Origin of the sequence: Emticicia soli (assembly GCF_037860775.1) — a bacterium.
GTDB classification, from domain to species: domain Bacteria; phylum Bacteroidota; class Bacteroidia; order Cytophagales; family Spirosomataceae; genus Emticicia; species Emticicia soli.
Map to the genome: position 1 here is coordinate 254,707 of NZ_JBBEWC010000003.1, position 22,676 is coordinate 277,382.

20 protein-coding genes are annotated in these 22,676 nt (G+C 39.5%); 18 read left to right on the plus strand and 2 right to left on the minus strand.

Annotated elements, in window-relative coordinates:
* The first annotated feature begins 29 nt into the window (after positions 1 to 29).
* The 16 genes from WAE64_RS04585 to WAE64_RS04660 all read left to right on the plus strand — a co-directional run bounded on the left by WAE64_RS04585 (position 30) and on the right by WAE64_RS04660 (position 17,014).
* Positions 30 to 3,086, plus strand: a complete 3,057-nt coding sequence (locus tag WAE64_RS04585; protein WP_340235048.1) for a TAT-variant-translocated molybdopterin oxidoreductase — start codon at positions 30 to 32, stop codon at positions 3,084 to 3,086.
* Between the two features lie 61 nt (positions 3,087 to 3,147).
* Positions 3,148 to 4,527: an NrfD/PsrC family molybdoenzyme membrane anchor subunit gene (gene nrfD / locus WAE64_RS04590; protein ID WP_340235049.1), complete on the plus strand. Its 1,380-nt coding sequence runs from the start codon at positions 3,148 to 3,150 to the stop codon at positions 4,525 to 4,527.
* A gap of 29 nt (positions 4,528 to 4,556) precedes the next feature.
* A complete protein-coding gene (locus WAE64_RS04595; protein WP_340235050.1) occupies positions 4,557 to 5,078 on the plus strand; it encodes a DUF3341 domain-containing protein in 522 nt (173 codons plus the stop codon).
* A gap of 112 nt (positions 5,079 to 5,190) precedes the next feature.
* A complete protein-coding gene (locus WAE64_RS04600) occupies positions 5,191 to 5,805 on the plus strand; it encodes a c-type cytochrome (protein ID WP_340235051.1) in 615 nt (204 codons plus the stop codon).
* A gap of 88 nt (positions 5,806 to 5,893) precedes the next feature.
* Positions 5,894 to 7,234: a quinol:cytochrome C oxidoreductase gene (locus WAE64_RS04605; protein ID WP_340235052.1), complete on the plus strand. Its 1,341-nt coding sequence runs from the start codon at positions 5,894 to 5,896 to the stop codon at positions 7,232 to 7,234.
* Positions 7,235 to 7,324: 90 nt separating this feature from the next.
* Positions 7,325 to 8,449, plus strand: a complete 1,125-nt coding sequence (locus WAE64_RS04610; RefSeq protein WP_340235053.1) for a cytochrome c oxidase subunit II — start codon at positions 7,325 to 7,327, stop codon at positions 8,447 to 8,449.
* Positions 8,450 to 8,489: 40 nt separating this feature from the next.
* Positions 8,490 to 10,367: a cytochrome c oxidase subunit I gene (locus WAE64_RS04615; RefSeq protein WP_340235054.1), complete on the plus strand. Its 1,878-nt coding sequence runs from the start codon at positions 8,490 to 8,492 to the stop codon at positions 10,365 to 10,367.
* A gap of 64 nt (positions 10,368 to 10,431) precedes the next feature.
* The gene (locus WAE64_RS04620; protein ID WP_340235055.1) at positions 10,432 to 11,409 is read left to right on the plus strand and encodes a COX15/CtaA family protein; all 978 of its coding nucleotides are present in this window, start codon (positions 10,432 to 10,434) and stop codon (positions 11,407 to 11,409) included.
* Positions 11,409 to 12,290, plus strand: coding sequence for a heme o synthase (gene cyoE, locus WAE64_RS04625; protein WP_340235056.1), 882 nt, complete (start codon positions 11,409 to 11,411; stop codon positions 12,288 to 12,290). Before WAE64_RS04620 ends, cyoE begins: the two co-directional genes overlap by 1 nt.
* A gap of 23 nt (positions 12,291 to 12,313) precedes the next feature.
* Positions 12,314 to 12,913 carry a cytochrome c oxidase subunit 3 gene (locus WAE64_RS04630; RefSeq protein WP_340235057.1) on the plus strand — a complete coding sequence of 200 codons (600 nt, stop codon included), beginning with the start codon at positions 12,314 to 12,316 and terminating at the stop codon, positions 12,911 to 12,913.
* Positions 12,914 to 12,980: 67 nt separating this feature from the next.
* Positions 12,981 to 13,727 (plus strand): cytochrome c oxidase subunit 3, encoded by a 747-nt coding sequence (locus tag WAE64_RS04635; RefSeq protein WP_340235058.1) that lies wholly within the window; start codon positions 12,981 to 12,983, stop codon positions 13,725 to 13,727.
* Between the two features lie 68 nt (positions 13,728 to 13,795).
* A complete protein-coding gene (locus WAE64_RS04640; protein WP_340235059.1) occupies positions 13,796 to 14,128 on the plus strand; it encodes a cytochrome C oxidase subunit IV family protein in 333 nt (110 codons plus the stop codon).
* Positions 14,125 to 14,829 (plus strand): SCO family protein, encoded by a 705-nt coding sequence (locus tag WAE64_RS04645; RefSeq protein ID WP_340235060.1) that lies wholly within the window; start codon positions 14,125 to 14,127, stop codon positions 14,827 to 14,829. Before WAE64_RS04640 ends, WAE64_RS04645 begins: the two co-directional genes overlap by 4 nt.
* Positions 14,830 to 14,868: 39 nt before the next feature.
* Positions 14,869 to 15,372 carry a DUF420 domain-containing protein gene (locus WAE64_RS04650; RefSeq protein WP_340235061.1) on the plus strand — a complete coding sequence of 168 codons (504 nt, stop codon included), beginning with the start codon at positions 14,869 to 14,871 and terminating at the stop codon, positions 15,370 to 15,372.
* Between the two features lie 4 nt (positions 15,373 to 15,376).
* On the plus strand, positions 15,377 to 15,634 hold the full coding sequence (locus tag WAE64_RS04655) for a hypothetical protein (RefSeq protein ID WP_340235062.1): 258 nt from the start codon (positions 15,377 to 15,379) through the stop codon (positions 15,632 to 15,634).
* A 177-nt stretch (positions 15,635 to 15,811) separates the two neighbouring features.
* On the plus strand, positions 15,812 to 17,014 hold the full coding sequence (locus WAE64_RS04660; RefSeq protein WP_340235063.1) for a Gfo/Idh/MocA family protein: 1,203 nt from the start codon (positions 15,812 to 15,814) through the stop codon (positions 17,012 to 17,014).
* 39 nt (positions 17,015 to 17,053) lie between these two features.
* Here WAE64_RS04660 and WAE64_RS04665 read toward each other — a convergent pair whose 3' ends face one another.
* Positions 17,054 to 18,094, minus strand: a complete 1,041-nt coding sequence (locus tag WAE64_RS04665) for a DNA/RNA non-specific endonuclease (protein ID WP_340235064.1) — start codon at positions 18,092 to 18,094, stop codon at positions 17,054 to 17,056.
* A gap of 144 nt (positions 18,095 to 18,238) precedes the next feature.
* A complete protein-coding gene (locus WAE64_RS04670; RefSeq protein WP_340235065.1) occupies positions 18,239 to 18,592 on the minus strand; it encodes a low molecular weight protein tyrosine phosphatase family protein in 354 nt (117 codons plus the stop codon).
* Positions 18,593 to 18,880: 288 nt separating this feature from the next.
* Here WAE64_RS04670 and WAE64_RS04675 point away from each other — a divergent pair, with 288 nt between their 5' ends.
* Complete coding sequence (locus WAE64_RS04675; RefSeq protein WP_340235066.1) at positions 18,881 to 20,722, plus strand: 3-keto-alpha-glucoside-1,2-lyase-like domain-containing protein; 1,842 nt, start codon at positions 18,881 to 18,883, stop codon at positions 20,720 to 20,722.
* Between the two features lie 26 nt (positions 20,723 to 20,748).
* Positions 20,749 to 22,674, plus strand: a complete 1,926-nt coding sequence (locus WAE64_RS04680; RefSeq protein WP_340235067.1) for a c-type cytochrome — start codon at positions 20,749 to 20,751, stop codon at positions 22,672 to 22,674.
* Positions 22,675 to 22,676: the final 2 nt, after the last annotated feature.

Here is a 22,676-nt window from a genome sequence, read left to right on the forward strand (position 1 = left end):
TATAAATACTTAAATCAGCAGTTATGCTCATGGAGAATACTAATAAAAGGTATTGGAAAGGGGTTGAAGAATTAAAAAACGATATCGAGTTTGTAAAAAACGCAGATCGTGAATTTAATTTAGACGAAATTGACACAGTCGAACCTACGCACCGCCGTGATTTCTTAAAAGTGTTAGGTTTTGGTTTAGCAGCCGTTTCATTGGCCGCTTGCGACGCACCAGTGCGTAAAGCTATTCCTTATCTTAACAAACCTGAAGACGTTGAGCCTGGTATTCCGAACTGGTATGCCTCAACTTACGCTGAAGGTGGCGATTACTCAAGCATCTTGGTAAAAACCCGTGAGGGACGTCCGATCAAAATTGAAGGAAACAAGATGTCGAGCCTTACAAAAGGTGGAGTAGGCGCAAGAGTTCATGCTTCGGTTTTGAGCCTTTATGACAACGAAAAATTGAAAGGTCCTAAAAAAGGAAATAGCGATATTTCTTGGGAAGACCTTGACAAAGAAGTTGTAGCAGGTTTAGCAAAAGGTGGTAACATTCGTATTGTATCAAACACCATTCTTTCTCCGACTTTCAAGAAAGTTATTGCTGATTTTACTACAAAATACCCATCTGCAAAACACGTTACTTACGATGCCAATTCTGCTTCAGGATTAATTCAGGCAAATAGCGAGTCGTTTGGCCAAGCAGTTGTTCCAAGCTACGATTTCGGTAAAGCTAAAGTAATGGTTGGTATCAACGCCGACTTCTTAGGCACCTGGATTGCGCCAGATGTTTATGCAGTACAATGGGCTGAGACTCGTCGTTTGAGCTCTGCAAAAGAAGGTGGTAAAAGAGAAATGTCACGTCATTACCAGTTTGAAACCGGAATGACTATCACAGGAGCTTCATCTGACTATCGTTCAATGATTAAACCTTCGCAAGAAGGAGCGGTAGCCATAGCTCTATATAATAAAGTAGCAGCGATTTTAGGCGGAAGCCCAATCTCAGGTGCTGCTGTTAATGTACCGAACCTTGATAATTGCGCAAAAGAGCTAGCAGCAGCAAAAGGTGCAGCTTTAGTAGTGGCAGGTTCAAATAATCCGGCTGTTCAGGTTGTAGTAAATGCTTTGAATAGCCTATTAGGAAGCTACGGAACAACTATTGACTTAGGAAATCCGGTTTACTTCCGCCAAGGAAATGATACTGAAATGAACGCTTTCATCAACGAAGTGAAAGGCGGACAAGTAAGTTCAGTAATATTCCTTTCAAACCCTGTTTATGACCACATCAGAGGTGCCGAATTAGGCGAAGCACTTGCTAAAGTTGCTACTTCTGTATCTTTTGCAGCTGGTGCAGATGAAACAGCCTCTAAATGTAAATATATTGCTCCTGCTCCTCATTACTTAGAATCATGGGGTGATGCAGAACCTAAGAAAGGGTTCTACTCATTGATGCAGCCAACTATCTCATTAATATACAACACTCGCCAGGCTGAATCTAGCTTATTGACTTGGGCTGGTGCGCCAAGCGATTATCAGGCTTATCTGAAATCGAACTGGACTAAGAATATCTTGAGTGGTGGTAAATCTTGGGTACAAGCTCTACACGATGGTGTATATGAGCCGGGTGCAAGCGCAACTGCTTCTTCGGGTGCTAGCTTCGGTGGCAACCTTGCAGGTGCAGCAACAGCTATTGCAGGTATTAAAGGTTCGGGTATTGAACTTTCAGCGTTTGAAACTATCGCTATCGGAACAGGTAATCAGGCTAACAACCCTTGGTTACAAGAAATGCCAGATCCAATCTCTAAAGTAACCTGGGAAAACACGATTGCTATTTCGCAAACAACTGCGAAAGAAGTAGGTATTGACCAAGGCGACTGGGCGAAACTAACAGTAGGCGGTAAAACTATCGAGCTACCCGTGTTGATTCAACCAGGACAGGCTCACAATACAGTTTCTGTAGCCATTGGTTACGGACGTACAGCAGCAGGTAAAGCTGGTAATGTTGGTGCTAACGTATTCCCGTTGGTATCAAACGGACAATACTGGGCTGGCGATGTAAAATTAGAAAAAACAAAGAGTGGTTATACATTAGCTCAAACACAAACACATAATACTGTAATGGGCCGTCAGGCTGTTATTCAGGAGTCAGTGTTGAGCGAGTACGTGAAGAATGTAAAAGCGGGTCGTTTTGAACCTCAATTACAAACTTCAGAAGGTTTCAAGAAACCAGGTCAGATTACACTTTGGAATGGACACGAAAAGAAAAACCATAGCTGGGGAATGGTGATTGACCTGAACCTTTGCCACGGTTGCGGTTCGTGTATCGTGAGTTGCCAGGCAGAAAACAACGTTGCAGTTGTTGGTAAAGCTGAGGTAGCTCGTGCCAGAGAGATGCACTGGATTCGCCTTGACCGTTACTATTCTTCTGATGCACCACACGAAGAGGGCTATAGCCCAAGTGGTTTCAGAGCGATGGAGATTGCCGCTGAAAATCCTGATGTAGTGTTCCAACCGATGATGTGCCAACACTGTTCGAACGCTCCTTGCGAAACAGTATGTCCGGTTCTTGCAACTACTCACAGTTCAGAAGGCCTAAACCAAATGACATATAACCGTTGTATCGGTACTCGTTATTGTGCCAACAACTGTCCATATAAAGTACGTCGTTTCAACTGGTTTAAATACTTTGAAAACGATAGCTTCGATTACCACATGAACAACGACCTTGGTCGTATGGTATTGAATCCAGATGTAACAGTTCGTTCAAGAGGGGTAATCGAGAAATGTTCAATGTGTGTACAACGTATTCAGTCTGGTAAACTTGTTGCCAAGAAAGAAAAACGTCGTCCGGTTGATGGAGAAATCCAAACAGCTTGTTCTCAGTCTTGTCCTACAAACGCAATTGTGTTTGGCGATATGTTAGACCCAGAATCACAAATCTCGAAGATTTTGGCAGTTGAAAAAGAAGGAAGAGCATTCAATGTGTTGGAAGAAATCAATGTTCAACCTCAAATGACTTATCTGACTAAGATTCGTAACAAAGAGGGTGTTGCAAAAACTGAAGCTAAAGCTGCAGAACACGCACACGGAGAACATTCATAATTTTGACTGGATAAGTCGGTATTTAATAAGATAATAGCATATTCAATAAACAAAAAAAACTATGCACGTAGTTTCACCTATAAGAGAGAAACTGGTATTGAGTGGTAAGTCTTACCATGATGTAACAGAAGACATTTGCAAGCAGGTTGAGGGAGAGCCTACTAAAGAATGGAAAATAGTATTCGGAATCTCAGTGTTGGTATTATTGTATGGTACTGCATGGGTATTATGGACTTGGTGGGAAGGTCTTGGCGTATGGGGTCTTAACAAGACAGTAGGTTGGGCATGGGACATCACCAACTTCGTATGGTGGGTTGGTATCGGTCACGCTGGTACACTTATCTCGGCCGTACTGTTATTATTCCGTCAGAAGTGGAGAACATCTATCAACCGTGCTGCTGAAGCGATGACAATCTTTGCCGTAATTTGTGCGGCGTCGTTTATCGTGATGCACATGGGCCGCCCTTGGTTAGCTTATTTTGCCTTACCGTTACCAAATACTTTTGGTTCTTTATGGGTAAACTTCAACTCTCCATTGGTTTGGGACGTATTTGCAATCTCAACATATTTCTCAGTATCTTGTTTGTTCTGGTATATCGGTTTGATTCCTGACTTGGCAACCATCCGTGACCGTGCAACAGGTATGCGTAAAAAAGTATATGGTGCTTTAGCAATCGGCTGGACAGGCGGTGCAAAAAGCTGGGCAAGATATGAAGATGTTTCTTTGATTCTTGCAGGTCTTTCTACTCCTCTGGTACTTTCTGTACACACCATTGTATCGTTCGACTTTGCAACTTCGGTTATTCCGGGCTGGCATACAACAATCTTCCCTCCATACTTCGTGGCAGGTGCGATTTTCTCAGGTTTCGCAATGGTACAAAACCTTATGCTTATCACGCGTGTAGTATATAAATTAGAAGATTATGTGACATTAGATCACATCTCTTTGATGAACAAAATCATCACGCTTACTGGTTCGGTTGTAGGTATTGCTTATATTACAGAGTTCTTTATTGCAGCTTATTCGGGTGTTGAATACGAAAAATATGCTTTCATTAACCGTGCTACTGGTCCACTTTGGTGGTCTTATGCAGCCATGATGTTCTGTAACGTTGTATCGCCGCAGTTGTTCTGGTTCGAGAAAATCCGTAGAAATATCGTAGTATCGTTCTTTATGGCGGTTGTGGTAAATATCGGTATGTGGTTTGAGCGTTTCGTAATCATCGTAACATCTCTTCACAGAGATTATCTTCCATCAAGCTGGACTTATTTTACTCCTCGTATGGGAGATATTTCAGACTATATTTTCTCATTTGGTTTCTTCTTTACAGCATTCTTGTTATTTGCCAAATTCTTACCAGTTATTAATATGGCAGAGGTAAAATCTGTACTGAAATCATCATCAGAGAAATTCCCTGAAAAAGTAAAGAAAAAAGCATAATCATTAGAATTAAGAAACCATTTCAGACAATGGCAGATAACAAATATTTAGTTGGTGTTTTTGACGACGAAGATGAAGTATTACATGCAGTCGGAGAAGTAAGACACAGTGGTGTGAAAATCCACGAGGTATATACTCCTTTTGCAATCCACGGCCTCGACCGTGCGCTAGGATATGACCGCCCAAGAATGGGGGTTCCTGCATTCTTGTTTGGTATTACCGGAACAGTTTGCGCCCTATTGTTGACCTTCTGGACAATGGGTATCGACTGGCCAATCAATGTTGGTGGTAAGAACTTTTTTCCATTCCCAACCAACATTCCTATCGTATTTGAGTTGACGGTTCTTTTGGCTGCATTTGGTATGTCGTTTACTTTCTTTATTATGGAAGGTATGGGCCCAACTGCTAAACCAATCATCTTTGATGTAAGAAGTACCGACGATAAATTCGTTATGGCAATTGATTTGTCAAGCAATAAATTGTCAGAAGGAGAAATCACTGACATTTTGAAGCAATCAGGCGCTTCTGAAGTGAATGTGAAAGAAGTTTAGTAGAAGAAAACAATGAATAGGCCCTTAGCGGCTATTCAAACCAATATACAAACAGAACATTGATGAGTACCAGGTAGCTGGCTCATACAATAATACATTAATTTGTTTTCAAATGAAATTTTCAGTCCGAAATATCACGCTTGCGGTAGCAGTAGCAACTTTTTCAGCAGTTGTTTTGTCATCATGCCATGATAATAACAGTACAGGTTGGGAGTTTGCTCCTAATATGTATAATTCTCGTGCCTACGAACCATTGACACAGTGGCGTGAAAATACTATCAACCCTGATGGCAAAAATATGCGCCAACCGGTTGCAGGTACTATAGCTCGTACAAATTACCATACTGCATTTTTACAAGATGATAGTACTGTAATCAACGATCTTATGGTATACAACCTGCCCGCAGATAGTATTGCAGTAGCAGAAGCAACTTTAAAGAACCCTATTCCGTGGTCGGAAGAGGCAGAAAACGAAGGCCAAGCATTGTATGAAAGAAACTGTGCGCACTGCCATGGTGAAACAGGCGCAGGCGATGGCCCGGTTGGAAAAGTCTACAAAGGTGTTCCGAACTATGCTAGCGATGCCTATAAAAACATGAACGATGGACACATCTACCATGTAATTACTTACGGTAAAGGCCGTATGTGGCCTCATGCTTCGCAGGTAAACCCTGAAGAGCGTTGGAAAATCGTACATTACGTACACAGATTACAATTAGGAAATTAATAACGCACCCCCATCCCTAAAGGGGCGTGTTAGGAAATATTATATAAGATTACCTTGCTTTAGGGGCGGGGTTCAAATTTCAAGAATAATGGCTCATAATACTCACGGAATTCCTTCAACAGAAGAAAGATTTGAGTTTACATCCGAATCGAAAAGCAAATTATTAATTGCTGCAGCCATAGGTGTGGTTTTGGTTGCACTTGGGATGTTTCTTTTACATAAAGGCTGGTCAATAGGTGTTTGGGAATCGCATGGTGCTGAACACGGAGCTGCTGCCGGGCATGGAGACGCACATGGTGCACATGGCGGAGGCGAGCACGGTGCAACCCTGTTACATCGCCTTATTGCTAACATATGGATGAATAGTGTATATTTTCTTGGAATTTCAGTAGTTGGAATGTTCTTCATTTCATATAACTATGTAGCAAAAGCAGGTTGGTCGGCTTCAATCAAACGTGTAGCTGAAGCTTTCCCTTCATTCATTATTGTACCAGGTATTATCTTAATCATTTTGTTTTTGGTGCCTTCTACACGCCACATGATTCTTCACTGGACACACGACGGAATTATGGAAAAAGGTAGTGAAAACTATGATAAAATCATTGCTACAAAATCTTGGTACTTGAATACACCTTTTTACACTATCCGATTAATTGCCTATGTAGGGGTATGGTATTTCTTGTGGACATTGGTACGTAAATACTCTATTGCAGAAGACCAAGAAGGCGGATTGGATAATTATTACAGAAGCCGTAATACATCTAAGATATTCTTATTGTTCTTTGCTGTAACTTCTTCAACATCAGCTTGGGACTTGTCGATGTCAATCGATACACACTGGTTCTCAACTATGTTTGGTTGGTACCACTTAGCTAGCTGGCACGTAGCAGGTCTTGCGGCCTTGATGTATGCTATCTTGATTTTGAAAGATAAAGGATATTTGCAAGCTGTAAATGATAGCCACCTACACGATTTAGGTAAATTCATTTTCGGTTTCTCTATCTTCTGGACATACGTATGGTTTGCACAATACTTGTTGATTTTTTATGCAAATTTACCTGAGGAAACTATCTATTTCCGTGAGCGTTTCACAGGTCATGACGGGCGTTATTGGTGGCCATTCCATATCAATTTTGTGTTGAACTTCTTCTTCCCGATTTTGATTTTGATGGCAAGAGATTCAAAAAGAAGAAAAACATTCCTTAAATTGGCTTGTGGTGCGATTTTGATAGGACACTGGTTTGATTTCTACCAGATGCATATGCCAGGTATTGCTAAAAACCAAGGTGGTATCGGTATCATTGAGTGGGGTACAACTTTAACTTTTGCATCATTGTTTATCTACTTCGTAGGAAACCAGTTGTCAAAAGCGAATCTTTATCCGAAAAAACACCCATTCCTGGAAGAAAGTTTACACCACGATATCTAATAGATACGTAGGGATTTAAAAGAAGTTTATTGAATTAAATTTTAAAGCATACAAGGATTAAGCACTTATAACTTGTAAATTTTTAGTAACATGACCTTATTAATTGTTATTTTAGCTGTTGTGTTTTTGGTCTTAACCATTATGGTTATCTCCAAAACCCAAACTCTATTGAAAGGTGTTAAAGGTAGTTCAGAGTCAGAAGTAGAAGATGCGATGACTGATGGAGCAAATAATGCAAATGCTATTGGCTTATTTGTTTTCTGGATTGTGAGTGTAATCGGTATGGTTTGGTCATTTAATTATGCTAAGAAAGATTTCTTGATGGCTTTTGGTGATTTGCCAACGGCATCATCTACTCATGGTAAAGAAACTGATTATTGGTTCTGGTTCGGAATGGCAGTAATTACCATAGCTTTTGTGCTTGTAAACACCGTTTTATTCTATTTTCCTTTAAAATACCGTTATAACAAAGATAGAAAAGCATATTTCTACCCTCATAACAACACCCTTGAAATAGTTTGGACTCTAATTCCGGCAATCGTAATGGCAGGTTTAGTATTTACAGGCTTAAGAGTGTGGAACCGTGTAATGTCTGATGCACCGAAAGATGCAGAAGTGATAGAGATAATGGGTAAACAATTTGGCTGGCAGGTGCGTTATGGTGGTAATGATGATGGCAAATTGGGTAACTATAGCTATAAGTTAATCAATGACGCAGAAGGAAACGAATTCGGCCTTGATTTTACAGACGAAAACTCTTTTGATGACTTTACAAGTAATACCGAAATACACATACCAAAAGGTAAACCGGTATTATTGAAAATCAGAGCAAGAGATGTATTGCATAGTGTGTTTATTCCACACATGCGTGTTAAAATGGATGCAGTACCAGGTATGCCAACCAAATTCTGGTTTGTTGCTGAGAAAAGTACAGCTGATATGCGTGCTGAATTGGGGAATCCTGATTTCAAATATGAGATTGCTTGTACTGAGGTTTGTGGACGTAGCCACTTTGCTATGAAACTTACTTTGATTGTAGATGAACCAGCAGATTACGAAAAGTGGAAAAAAGAGCAAAAATCATTGCTTGCTACTAAGCCTGAGTTTATTGAGAAAGTACCTGCTAATTTGAAAGCTAAGGCAATGAAGTATATCATGCCTGAGTCAGCAACTACGGCAAGTAATGATACTACAACGACGGCAGCATCTTTGTGATAATTTTTAACAACAGAACATTCTTAAAAATAGTAATATTATGGCAGCAGTAGCACACGCAGACGTACATGCCAACGAACATGATCACGCTCACGAGCACCATGAACAAAGTTTTATCAGAAAGTATATCTTTTCTGAAGACCACAAAGTAATTGCAAAACAATACTTGATTTCTGGTATTGTATGGGCTTTAATTGGAGGTTTCTTGTCGTTAGTATTTCGTTTACAATTAGGTTATCCCGGAATTGATTTAGGCTGGTTAAAGCCTATTCTTGGAGAAAGATGGTTTGATGACGCTGGTAAGCTAGATCCTAACTATTACCTTGCTCTTGTAACAATGCACGGAACCATCATGGTATTCTTTGTATTAACAGCCGGTTTAAGTGGTACTTTCTCAAATTTCCTTATTCCTTTACAAATTGGTGCAAGAGATATGGCATCAGGATTTATCAATATGCTGTCATATTGGTTCTTCTTCTTGTCGAGTGTTATTATGTTCGCCTCTTTGTTTGTGCAAGATGGTCCTGCCGGTGGTGGCTGGGTTATTTATCCGCCATTAAGTGCATTACCAGATGCTGCACCGGGTTCAGGTACAGGTATGACCTTGTGGTTGATAGCAATGGCAATATTTATCGTATCAAGTTTATTGGGTAGTGTAAACTATGTTTCTACCGTAATCAACTTGCGTACAAGAGGGATGACCTTCGATAAGATGCCTCTTACAATATGGTCATTTACATTTACAGCAATATTAGGTATCTTATCGTTCCCGGTATTGTTATCTGCCGCATTATTATTGATTTTTGACCGTAGTTTCGGAACAAGTTTCTACTTGTCTGACATTTATATCAACGGACAAGCATTGCCAAACCAAGGTGGTAGCCCGATTTTGTTTCAGCACTTATTCTGGTTCTTGGGCCACCCAGAGGTATATATCGTAATCCTTCCGGCATTGGGTATGACTTCTGAGATCATCGCTACAAACTCAAGAAAACCAATCTTTGGTTACAGAGCCATGATTTTCTCAATGTTAGGTATCATGTTCCTTGCCTTCATCGTATGGGCTCACCATATGTTCATGTCGGGTATGAATCCTTTCTTAGGTTCGGTGTTTATGCTCTTAACCTTGATTATTGCGGTTCCATCAGCTGTCAAAGGGTTTAACTATATTACAACAATGTGGAGAGGAAACATCGTGTTTACTCCTGCAATGATGTTCGCAATCGGTCTTGTATCATTCTTCGTATCAGGTGGTGTTACGGGTATCATTTTAGGTAATAGTGCCCTTGATATTCAGTTGCACGATACCTACTTTGTAGTTGCTCACTTCCACCTTGTAATGGGTTCTGCGGCCTTCTTCGGAATGGTAGCAGGTGTATATCACTGGTTCCCTAAAATGTTTGGCAGAATGATGAACTCAACCCTAGGGTATATTCACTTCTGGATTACATTTGCAGGTGTATATGTTGTATTCTTCCCGCAGCACTATTTAGGTATTGCAGGTTTTCCAAGAAGATACTATTCTTATACAGGTTTTGACTTTACAAACAAATACCAAGATTTAGCAGAGTTGAGTACTGTTGCAGCTATTGTAGTTTTTGCAGCTAACTTGATTTTCTTATATAACTTCTTCTATTCAATATTCTGGGGTAAAAAAGCAACTGCAAATCCTTGGAAATCGAATACTTTGGAGTGGACAACACCTGTTAATCCTGGTCATGGTAACTGGGAAGGAGAGATTCCGGCAGTGTACCGTTGGCCATATGATTATAGCAAACCAGGTGCTGCAGAAGACTTTATTCCGCAAAACGTTCCGTTCTCGGCTACTCCTGAGTCTAACTTAGAAGACGAAAACGAATTGGTTAAACAAGAAAAAGAAATCGAGGGTATCCAGTTTGACCACAATATCCCTGATTGATATAAAGATTTTTAGATGAGTAGCTTTGCTTTCAAAGCTACTCACAATATAAATCAATAAAGTAATGGTAACTTTTAGAAAGCTGGGTGTTTGGACAATTAGTGCGGTATATGTGCTGATATTGGTAGGAGGGATTGTTCGGGCAACAGGTTCTGGTATGGGTTGCCCCGACTGGCCAAAATGTTTTGGTAGTTGGGTGCCACCAACAGATATTTCGCAATTACCAAGTAACTATAAAGAAATTTTCGGTGCAAAACTAAAAGGAGAGGTTGAATTCAATGCTATTAAAACGTGGGTTGAGTACATAAATCGACTGGTGGGAGTAGCAATAGGAATCTTTATTTTTGCAACATTTATTACAGCTGTACGTTCTTTCTGGAGTAAAGATAGAGCAATAGTTTGGTTAAGTTTCAGTGCTTTTGTATTGGTACTTTTCGAGGGTTGGTTAGGGTCTAAAGTAGTGTCTACCGAGTTACACCCTGTAATGATTACGCTACATATGTTGTTGTCGGTCATTATTGTGTTTATCTTGTTGTATGCAGTGGCAAGGTCTTACACCGGAGTAGTTGAAGTAGAAGATATTAAAGATGCGAGCTCGATAAGTTTTCTTTTAACAACTCTTATTTTTATTACCCTTGGCCAAGTACTATTAGGTACACAAGTAAGAGAAATGGTTGACCAAGTAGCATTAGCGATGGGAGGATTAGCAAGAAGTGAATGGGTGGCTAATCTGGGCGGAAAATACGAAATGCATAGATGGTTTTCGTTAATTGTAGTCGGATTACACATTTTATTTCTATACAGAATACTTAAAAACAACAGCCAAAAAGGAATTGTCTATCAGTTTTCGATTGGTTTGATAATTCTGATAGCAATTGAAATGGCTTCAGGTTTGATTTTAGGGTATCTAGGTCTTCCGGCTTTTTCACAGCCTATTCATTTAACAATTGCCATATTAATGCTTGGAGTACAGTTTATTATATATCTGTTATTGAATAAAGAAAGAGTATTTAGAGGGGTTCCGGAATTTTCATTAAAGTAATGAGTCAATCAGTTAGTCAAAATATAACAAGTATAAAGCTTAGAGCTTTATACGATATTACCAAGTTTAGGTTATCGGCAACCGTAGTTTTTTCTGGGGCGTTTGGCTTCATATTGGCTTCTGATACGATAGATTGGTTAAAGTTAGTTCTTTTCTGTATTGCAGCATTTTCAACAACAGCAGCGGCTAATGTTATTAACCAGATTATTGAGAAAGATCTGGATATACACATGAAACGCACGCAAGACCGCCCGCTTCCAAGTGGCAGGCTATCGGTAAAAGAAGCCGCATTATTTGGTTGGGGTTTAGCGGCAATAGCGATGTATATTCTGTTTTATGAGTTTAATTCAAGAGCAGGTTTATTAGCATTGTTGTCGATGGTTTTGTATGGCTTTGTTTATACACCACTAAAGCGTGTAGGACCTGTGGCAGTAGCTGTAGGAGCATTGCCGGGAGCATTCCCTCCGATGATTGGTTGGATAGCAGCCAGCAATCACTTTGGTTTAGAACCAGGTATTTTGTTTGCTATTCAGTTTTTCTGGCAGTTTCCTCATTTCTGGGCTATCGCATGGGTTTTGAACGACGATTATAACAAAGCAGGATTCAAATTATTACCATCAAAAGGTGGCCAGAATCAGAGTTCTGCTATTCAGATAATGATTTATACCGTGTTTTTGTTGCCCCTTTGCTGGGTGCCTCATTACATGGGTATGACAGGTATCAATTCAGCTATAGTAGCAACTATTTGCGGTACGCTTTTCTTGGCACAAACTTTTTATCTGATTAGAAAAGTTGACAGAAGAGCAGCATTACAATTAATGTTCGGGTCGTTTATTTATCTTCCGGTTGTGCAAATAGCCTATCTTTTAGATAAACTATAAGAACCTTTAGATTTAGAAGTACAATGAGAGAGAAAGAGTTAAAAGTATCAATAAATAAAATAGCAGAGGAACCAAAACCGGTACTATCGGTTAACAAATGGAAGTTTATGCTATGGCTCTTCATTATTACCATTATTATGCTGTTTGCTTCACAAACAAGTGCGTATCTGGTAAGAAGAGCAGAAGGAAACTGGGTTGAGTTTAATATTCCGCAGATTTTCTGGTATAGTACAGTTGTGTTGCTGATTAGTAGTATTTCGATGCACTTTTCGTTGCAAGCAGCAAAAAAGAATAATCAGCAAATATTGAAACTGGCAGTAGCCATAACCTTTGTTTTTGGAATCGCATTTTTATGCATGCAATACTTTGGCTGGCAAGATTTGCAACAGCAGGGCATATTTTTAAAAGGAAACCCATCAGGCTCGTTTTTCTATGTATTTACGGGTTTACACATGGCTCACCTTTTAATAGGGTTAGGGATTCTGGTGGCAACTTTTATAATGACATTCAGAATGAAAATCGATTCAAACAATACATTGCTTGTTGAAATATGTGCAACAGCATGGCATTTCCTCGATTTACTTTGGGTATATTTATTTGTATTTTTATTGTATTTTAGATAAACTTTTTACAATTTCAAGATTTAAACAGGTAGCTAAACGCCTGTTTGAAATTCAGAAACTATCAGCTATGGCAAGTGCAAATACCTCAACAACCGCTGAACATTTGATGTGGAAGGGTGGAATCCAACCTATGAAAGTTGGATACGGAAAATTAATGATGTGGTTTTTCCTTCTTTCCGATACCTTTACTTTTTCAGCTTTACTGATTTCTTATGGGTTGGTACGTTTTAGTTTCCCGACCTTTGAAGGACTAAGACACAATTTCGAGTTCTCGAATGCCTGGTGGCCAATACCAGAAAGAGTATTTGAAGCAGTGCCGTTTTTGCATGGTGTACAAGCTCCGCTGGTATTCGTTGGTATCATGACATTTATTCTAATCATGAGCTCTGTTACAATGGTATTAGCTGTTGAAGCTGGTCACCGTCGTGATAAAGCAGATGTAGAAAAATATATGCTTTGGACAATCTTAGGTGGTTTTGCTTTCTTAGGCTCACAGGCTTGGGAGTGGGGTCACTTTATCCACGGTACAGAGCATGGCTTAACTTTGGCCAACGGTACAAAGATTTTTGGTGCAAACTTGGCACAGAATGAATATGGCCCGGCTGCCTTTGCCGACTTCTTCTTCTTTATTACTGGTTTCCATGGTACGCACGTACTTTCGGGAGTCGTACTTAATGTTTTGGTTTTCTATAATGCTGCTAATGGCGTTTATGAGAAAAGAGGACATTATGAAATGGTAGAGAAAGTAGGCTTATACTGGCACTTTGTAGATTTAGTTTGGGTATTCGTATTTACCTTCTTCTACCTTGTGTAGTCAGATTAAATAAAGATTTCAGACGTTTCAATCGTCAGATTGGATAAACTTAAAATATTGAATTAAAAATGGCTCAACATACCGAACACCACGGAGAGAAACTTCCAGCACAAACTAAAGAAATCTGGAAAACATTCTGGATTCTTTTAGGAATTACGGCACTAGAATTTGTTATTGCTTTTGTCGTAGATCCAGACCATTATAAATGGACAAAAATCGGTCTTTTCATTATCTTGACTATCGTTAAGGCATATTATATAGTAGGTATTTTTATGCACTTAAAACACGAAGTGAAATCTTTGATATGGTCAGTCGTATTGCCTTGTATATTTGTTGTGTGGTTGATTGTTGCGTTGATTGTTGAGGGTGGATACATTGGATTTGAACGCTTTTTAAAATGAGTAAAAATACTACCAAAGCCGGAATACTAGTAGTGATATTAGTAGTTCCGGCTTTAATGTTTGTGTTTCTGAAATTATTCGGAAACAATTATTATAAGCTCCCCTATTTAATGCCGGAAATAGACGAGCATGGGCAGGTGTTGATGAACGGTGCTGATACTGTTTTTCATAAAATACCCGATTTTGAGCTTTTAGACCAAAATGGTAATAAGTTTTCTTCTCAACAAACAAAAGGCAAAATTTATGTTGCCGATTTCTTCTTCACTCGTTGTGGTACTATCTGCCCAAAATTAAGTTCTGCAATGCTAAGAGTGCAAGATGTGTTTGGCGATAACCCTGATGTGCTTATGGTTTCTCACTCGGTTGACCCTAACCACGATACCCCGGCTGTATTGAAAGAATATGCTAAAAAGTATGAAGCACAAGACGGGAAATGGTTTTTTCTGACGGGAGATAAAAAGGCCATATATGATTTGGCTATTAAAGGTTATAAACTGCCTGTGGCCGATGCATCAGAATATGACAAAAACATAAAGGATGTTGATGAAATGTTTATCCACTCTGAGAAGTTGATGCTGATTGACAAAGAAGGCTATATAAGAGGAATTTACGATGGTACTGTTAACGTAGACATTGAGCGATTACAGGCCGAAATAAAAGTTTTGCAGGAAATATATAAGGATAAAAACAGTGCTCGTTAGAGCTTTTAAAGAATGGAAGCAAGATTGGAAAAAAAATCCATGGTATGGATTAATTTGCTATCGGTGGTGATACCGGTGGTAGTTGCATTGATGTTAGGTATTCGTCAGAAATTTGACTTAGGTGCCTGGACACGAACTTTGCCGCATGCTATTGGCGTAATTAATACGCTTACAAGTATTTTGTTAATTTATGGTTTCTTACTTATTAAGCAAGGAAAAATAGAGCAACACAAAAAAGCCATGACAGGTGCATTTTTGTTAGGTGGCTTGTTTTTGGTATGTTATGTTGGTTACCATATCTCTAACCAAAGCACAAAATTTGGTGGAGAGGGTTTTATGCGTTATCTTTATTTCTTTGTATTGATAAGCCACATTGGCTTGTCGTTTGTAGTTTTGCCTTTGGTACTAAGAACCTATTACTTCTCTTGGACAAACCAGATGGCACGCCATAGAAAAATGGCTAAGATAGCGTTTCCTATTTGGTTATATGTGTCAATTACAGGAGTAATTGCTTATTTAATGATAAGACCTTATTACGCTTAAGACAATGAAAGCATTCAGATTAATACTTACTACAACAGTTTTCTTGTTAATAAGCTGTACTTTTTCGATGGCCCAATGTGCCATGTGCCGTGCAACTGTGGGGAGCAATCTGAGCGAAGGACGTGGTGTGATAGGCACCGGTATTAATGATGGTATTCTGTATTTATTAGTGATTACCTATCTTTCGATACCAACCCTGATTTTTATCTGGTTCAGAGCTGCCAAGAAAGAAATGAGGTTAAAATTGAATTTAAACAGATAATTGGTGCACTGTTGGTAATTTTCTGTTTCTGAATACACATTTGAAAGAATCTGCTATGCAAAATGGCAGATTCTTTTTTGTTTCTGCCTATTGGGTTTTCTATTTCTTTAGTATCTTGCATTGTGCTTGTATAGACAAGACGTATACTTTATATCAACCTTAATATCATTCATAATCATGAGTAATCAACCTCATAAAATCGCCATGCTCGGTACAGGGCTCATTGGCTGGTTTTATACAAAATCTCTTCATGAACATCGCCGCCCAGATCGTGTACAAGTAGTTTATTCAAGAAGCGAAGAACGTGGAAAAGCATTTGCCGAAGAATGGGATATTCCGAAACATACAACCAGTATGGAGGAAGCCATAAAAGATAAAAATGTCAATGTGGTAATTATTGGTTTGCCGAATGATTTACATTTTGAAGCAATTAAATTATGTTGTAAACATAAAAAGAGTGTATTGTGTACCAAACCCTTGGCACGTACAGGAGCAGAAGCAAAGAAAATCCTTGATATGGTAGAAAAAGCCGGAATATATCATGGCTACCTTGAAGACTTAGCTTATACTCCTAAAACCCTTCATGCTTTACAATCGGTGAAGAATGGTGTGATTGGCCGTGTAACATGGGCAAGGTCAAGAGAAGCACATCCTGGGCCACACTCAAGCTGGTTCTGGGACTTGAAAAAAGCTGGGGGTGGGGCTATTGTAGATTTAGGCTGCCATTGTATCGAAATTGCCCGTAACTATATCGGCAAAGACATTCGCCCCGTAGAAGTAATGTGCTGGGCTGCCACGCAGGTAAAACCAATTGAAGCAGAAGACAACGCCATTGCACTGGTAAAATACGCTAACGGTGCAGTAGCACAATTTGAGGTGAGTTGGTCGTTTAGAGGAGGTATGGATTTAAGAGACGAAGTAGCAGGTACAGAAGGAGTAATAAGAACCGACCATTTTATGCGCACCGGCTTTGAAATGTTTACAGCAGCACAAGAAGCCAGCTATGTAGCCGAAAAAGCAGAAAGTGCCTCGGGCTGGTTGTTTCCAGTAGGGGATGAGGTAAACTCACTGGGTTATACCCACATGTTTACCGATATGTTTGATAACCTCGATAAGGGTACTACGCCAATGGAAAGTTTTTATGATGGTTACATCGTAAATTCAGTAATAGATGCTTGTTATAAATCGGCAAAAACCAAGAAATGGGAGCCTGTTATTATAAAAGACTGGAGAGGCCGCACCGATGTAACAGAGCCATCGCCGTTTGTAGAGTACGACGCCGAACACTGGCACATTAAAGATGAGTTTTTACCAGATGGCCGCAAGAAAGTAATCTTAAAAGAAAAATCAACCGGAAATATTATTCAGAGAGTTTTGTAATAAAAAAGGTGTGGGAGAATATTTCCCACACCTTATAATTTATTGAACTCTCGTCCATGCTTCCCAATCGCTGTTGGCTTCGAGTTTGTTTTCAATGTCGTCAGGTAGTTTGGCAAAGAAATCTAGCCCTGTTGCTTTTTCAACTTCATCAATCGAAACCACATAGTTATTCATTCTCTTGCCAAATAAGCCCTCGTTAGGTAGCAGAAAAGCTATCGCTCTTGCTTTTTTAGGGTTGTTTGCCTGATAATACAAAGCTATCTTGTAAAAAGCTTTAGGCACGGCCACTTTATTATAACGCCCAATCGTTTCCATACCTTTGCTTAAGACCGGACCCGTTACCACAATTAACTCTTCGTCACGAACAGCCCATCCTCTGATGCGACTCTCAATATTCTCCCAAATACCTCTGTTAAAATCAGGTACTTGCGGGCATATATTGCTCATATAAAAGGTTTCATTCATTAAATCCTGACAGCATTTGAAATCTCCTGCCGGTACCATGTGCCCACGGTCGTAGCCTGAGTTGCTGTAATCGGTCGATAAAGCAGAATTGCCTTCTACTTTTTTATCTGGTATAAACTGGTTGCCACTTCTATCAGCTCGGCCTTTAGTAAATTCGCCTCTAAGCTTGTGCACTACCCATGCAGGTACTTCATATTTTTCTTCGTAGCGAAGTGTATAGTTTTTGTGCTTAATAATTTCATCTCCTTTATTGATAGCAGGCAGAGCAAAACTTGGAATCTCGTGGTCAGCAACCGTGTTTTCTTTTTGTTCGTCCGGGCCTAATACTTTGTCTTTCAACTTATCGAATAGAGAACCTTCATCTTCATTTTTACTATCTTCTGTTTTTTTCTTGCCGCTTGCGCTTGCTTCACTATCATTGTTAGTAGCAGTAGCTTCGTTGTCAGGCTCGGGTGCTTTGTAAGGATTTGTTTTGTCAGCCGAAGAGCCTTTGGGGTTGAAAACGCCTGATACGGTTTCCCATAGTTTGCTGATAGGACCAGGTTTGTCTTTGTAGTAAAGAAAGTAACCAACAGCGAAAAAAATCAGAATAAGAATAATACGATTGGATTTCATTAAAGAGCTAAGGTGTTTAATAATTATTGCAAGTTTACGATAAAACGAACAAGTATGCTTGTTTCTGCTAGGTTTTATTAAAACTATTCAGTCATTATGGAAATTTGGAAAGTTACCAAATCAATAATTTTAGATGAATTTTAATTAATTTAATAGCCCTCTTGCATAAGCACTTTCAAATTTATCTTTAAGTAAATCAATGAGCTCAGCTTGCATGTAATCATATTCATCTGGAATATATAAACATACAATTCTTTTGGTTTGATAAATATCGGGGAAGTGCTTACGAATATAATTTCTGTGATGTTTTTCCATTACCACAATAGTATCGGCCCATTCTAATAGCGTTAACGATACGACATTACGAGCCGATTCATGTGTGCCTGCTGATGCTACTTCAAACCTTGCATCAGTCTTATATATTTCATGAGCCGTTGCACTACGCATACGGTTAATGGTACAGATAAATATGATTTTAAGTTTTTGAGCAGTTTCCATACTATGTAGAGAATCGTGAAAGTTAAGCTTAAAACTCGGTGTGCAATCCCATATGATAATGGCAATGCATAAGGCATGAATCTAAAAAAACTTATATTTCTTTTTAATGCTCACTGGCACAAATTTCTGATTTTATAAAATAATTGTAAAAATTACACTTATGCTAAATAGCTATGCATGTCTATTTTATTAGGTAAAATAGTACAAATATGTTCGTTTTCTATACAAATATGCTTTCAATTACTGACAATTGCTATTACATTTGCCCTTTCAAATCAAAATGTACTAATGAAAAGAAAAATCCTAAAAAATCTCATTTTCTGTGGATTGCTTGCTAATGCAGTATCAGCACAGCAAATGATTCCATTGAATAACATGGATGCTTTCAGACCGACGCAAGGCCAATGGAGCGTTGTGAATGCGGTGGAAGCAGATTTTACAAAACCCAACGACCTACACAAAAAAGATGTCTCGACAGGACTTAATGGTGGTATTTTATTATGTGAGCATCCTCCTGGAAAATATGGAATCGAAATGGACTTGCTCACCAAAATGGAGCATGGCGACCTAGACCTTGATTTAGATTTCATGATGGCCAAAGGCTCAAACTCTGGTATCTATCTGCAAGGCCGTTACGAAATCCAGTTATTTGATAGCTGGGGTAAAAAATCACCTAAATATGGTGACCTAGGTGGTATCTACGAACGTTGGGACGATTCGAAACCAGAAGGTTCAAAAGGCTATCAGGGTGTTGCGCCACGTATCAACGTAGCAAAAGCGCCGGGTTTGTGGCAAAATATTAAAATTTCTTTTCAAGCACCAAGATTTGATGCCAATGGCAAAAAAATAGCCAATGCAAGAATTTTGTCTATTTACGTAAATAATGTGTTGATGCACGAAAACGTAGAGCTAACAGGCGAAACTCGTGGTGCTTGGGAGCCTAACGAGGTTACTATGGGGCCGCTTCGTTTTCAAGGCGACCACGGTAATGTGGCTTTCAGAAACATTAAATACAAAAGCTATAACCAAAAAGTATTGTCATTCAAAGACTTGAAATATGGTGTTTATAAAGGCAATTTCAGAACTATTGGAGATATAGAAAAAATAAAACCAGAACTCAGCGGTAACCTTAATGCCTTAAACTGGGCAGTAACTAACGCTGAAAATGAGTTTGCGGTAAAATATGCAGGTAAAATTGTAGTGCCGGAAGCCGGAACATACACTTTTACTACTACGCACGGTGGTAACACCGAAGCTAAAATTAATGGGCAACAGTTATTTAAAAATGCATGGTTGCAGTCAGACCCTACAGGTAGAAAAGCAACTATTGAACTACCTGCAGGCGAAGTGCCATTTGAATTATACTACTGGAAAGCTGATGGCTGGTTACAACCATCGTTGGGTTTATATGCTGAGTCGGCAACGGTGCGTAAACACCCATTGCACACAGCTAACTCTACAATGGTTAATAACCCGTCGTCTCCTATTTTATTAGGTACAGCAGTTGAGCCAGTTTTGTTGCGTTCGTTCATGGATATTAAAGAAGGTGATAAAAACAAAAGAATTGTGCACGCAATTTCGGTAGGTAATAAAGAAAACGTACACTTTACTTATAATCTTGACAACGGTTCTTTGTTTCAGGTATGGAAAGGTAACTTCCTGAATGCTACACCAATGTGGCAGGATAGAGGTGATGGTAGCTCAAGACCAATGGGTAGCCTTATGCCACTTGGCGATGCACCAGTGGTTGCAGTTTTAGATACGCCAGATAAATCGTGGGGTGGAGTAGATGCTACATTCCGCACACGTGGCTATGAACTTGATGATAATGGTCAGCCGACTTTCAAATATGATGTTTACGGAGCCAAAGTTTCAGATAAAATAGTGCCTGTTGAAGATGGCAAAATATTGAAACGTGATATTGCGGTAAGCGGTGCTGTAAGTAATCTATATGCCCGATTAGCAAGTGCTGATACTATTAGCAAAAATGCTGATGGAACCTACAACGTTGGTGATGGCAGCTATATGATTAAAGTAGAGGAAGGAAACGCTAGTATCAGAACCATAAGTGGTAAGCAAGAATTGATTGCACCACTTGGCGGAAAAATCAGCTATTCGATTATTTGGTAAAACAGAGGCTTTAAAATTCTATCAGAATGAAAAAAATATTTCAAACAATCCTTTTTTCGGTAGGTATAGTTACTGCTGCTTTGGCGCAGAATACTGCCGAAAATGACTATTATCGTATTATTACACTACCCGTACCCGAGAATATGTTGCTTGAGGTAGGAGGTATTACTACGCTACCTAATGGTGATATAGCTCTTGCTACTCGTAGAGGCGATATCTGGGTGGTGAGTAACCCATCTTTGGCAGGTACGGCACAGCCGTATTACAAAAAGTTTGCCAGTGGTTTACACGAAATTCTGGGGCTTGCATACAGAAATGGTGCTTTCTATTGCGCACAACGTGGAGAATTAACAAAGTTGATTGACAAAAATGGTGACGGCAAAGCCGATGTGTACGAAACAATTGCTACACTGCCTATCTCAGGTCATTACCACGAATATAGCTATGGCCCTAAGTTTTTACCTGATGGTTCAATGATTGTAACGGGTAACGTAGCCTTTGGAGATGAAGAATGGTGGAGAGGTGAAAGTAGAGTGCCGTGGAGAGGCTGGGCTATCAGAATTACAGAAGACGGTAAAATTGAGCCTTACGCAACAGGTATGCGTTCTCCTTGTGGTATCGGTATGATTGATGGCGAGTTCTGGTATGGTGATAACCAAGGTGACTGGATGGGATCTGGCTTTATTGCACAGGTGAACAAAGGTGATTTTATGGGCCACCCTGCCGGATTACGTTGGACAGGCGAACCTAATTCACCATTGAAATTAACAGCCGAGCAATTGTATGCAAAGATAAACCCAAGAAGAGATAAAGATGCCAATGGTTATTACATAAAACCTGAGAACATCGAAAACGAAAGAGGAACGTACCTTTTTGAATTGAAAAAAGACATTCCTGAGCTTAAAACTCCAGCTGTGTGGCTTCCGCATGGTGTATTGGGTATTTCTACGTCAGAAATTCTTAAAGACGAAACCAACGGTGCTTTCGGTCCATTTGCAGGGCAACTATTAGTTGGCGACCAAGGAAAAAGTAATATCTCACGTGTATTCATAGAAAAAGTAAATGGCGAATACCAAGGTGCATCTTTCATGTTCCGTGAAGGATTTCAGTCAGGTATTTTACGTATGACATGGGGACAAGATGGCTCTTTGTACCTTGGTGAAACCAACCGTGGTTGGGGTTCGGCAGGTACTACTACCGCAGGTCTTGAAAGATTGGTTTGGACAGGCAAAATGCCGTTCGAAATGAAAGCTGTAAGAGCTACGCCAGATGGTTTTGAAATTGAGTTTACAAAACCTATCAATAAAACTACTGCTGCCGATTTCAAAAACTACCAGATTCGTAGCTTTATCTACAAATACCATTCGGTATATGGTAGCCCAACCGTAGGCGAGAAATTCTTGAATGTAAAAGGCTTGAAACTATCAGCAGATGGCTTGAAAGTACGCTTGTTGGTTGAAGGTTTAAGAGACCATTTTATTCATGAAATAAAAGCTGATGGCGTAAAAGACAGAGACGGTAAAGGCTTATTACATAGCACTGCTTTCTATACTTTAAACAATATTCCGGCAGGAGATAAACTAACAGACTATACCCCTCGTCCGGCGAATTTGCCTGTAACAGGTACTGCTACAAAAGCAGAAAAATTGACAACACCTGACGACAGAACTGCCAAAGCCCCTGCCAAAAAAGTAGTACCTACTTATGATGAAATCAAGCCATTGTTGCAAAAACATACTTGTACTGCTTGTCATCAGACAGAGAAACGCCAGGTAGGCCCGGCATTTAAAGATATTGCCAAACGTAATTATTCAGATGATAAAATTCAGGGTCTAATCTACAAGCCAAATCCTAAAAACTGGCCTGATTATGCAACTGAAATGCCTCCGATGCCACAAGTACCAAAAGCAGATGCTTTGAAAATTGCGGCCTGGATAAACTCACTGAAATAATT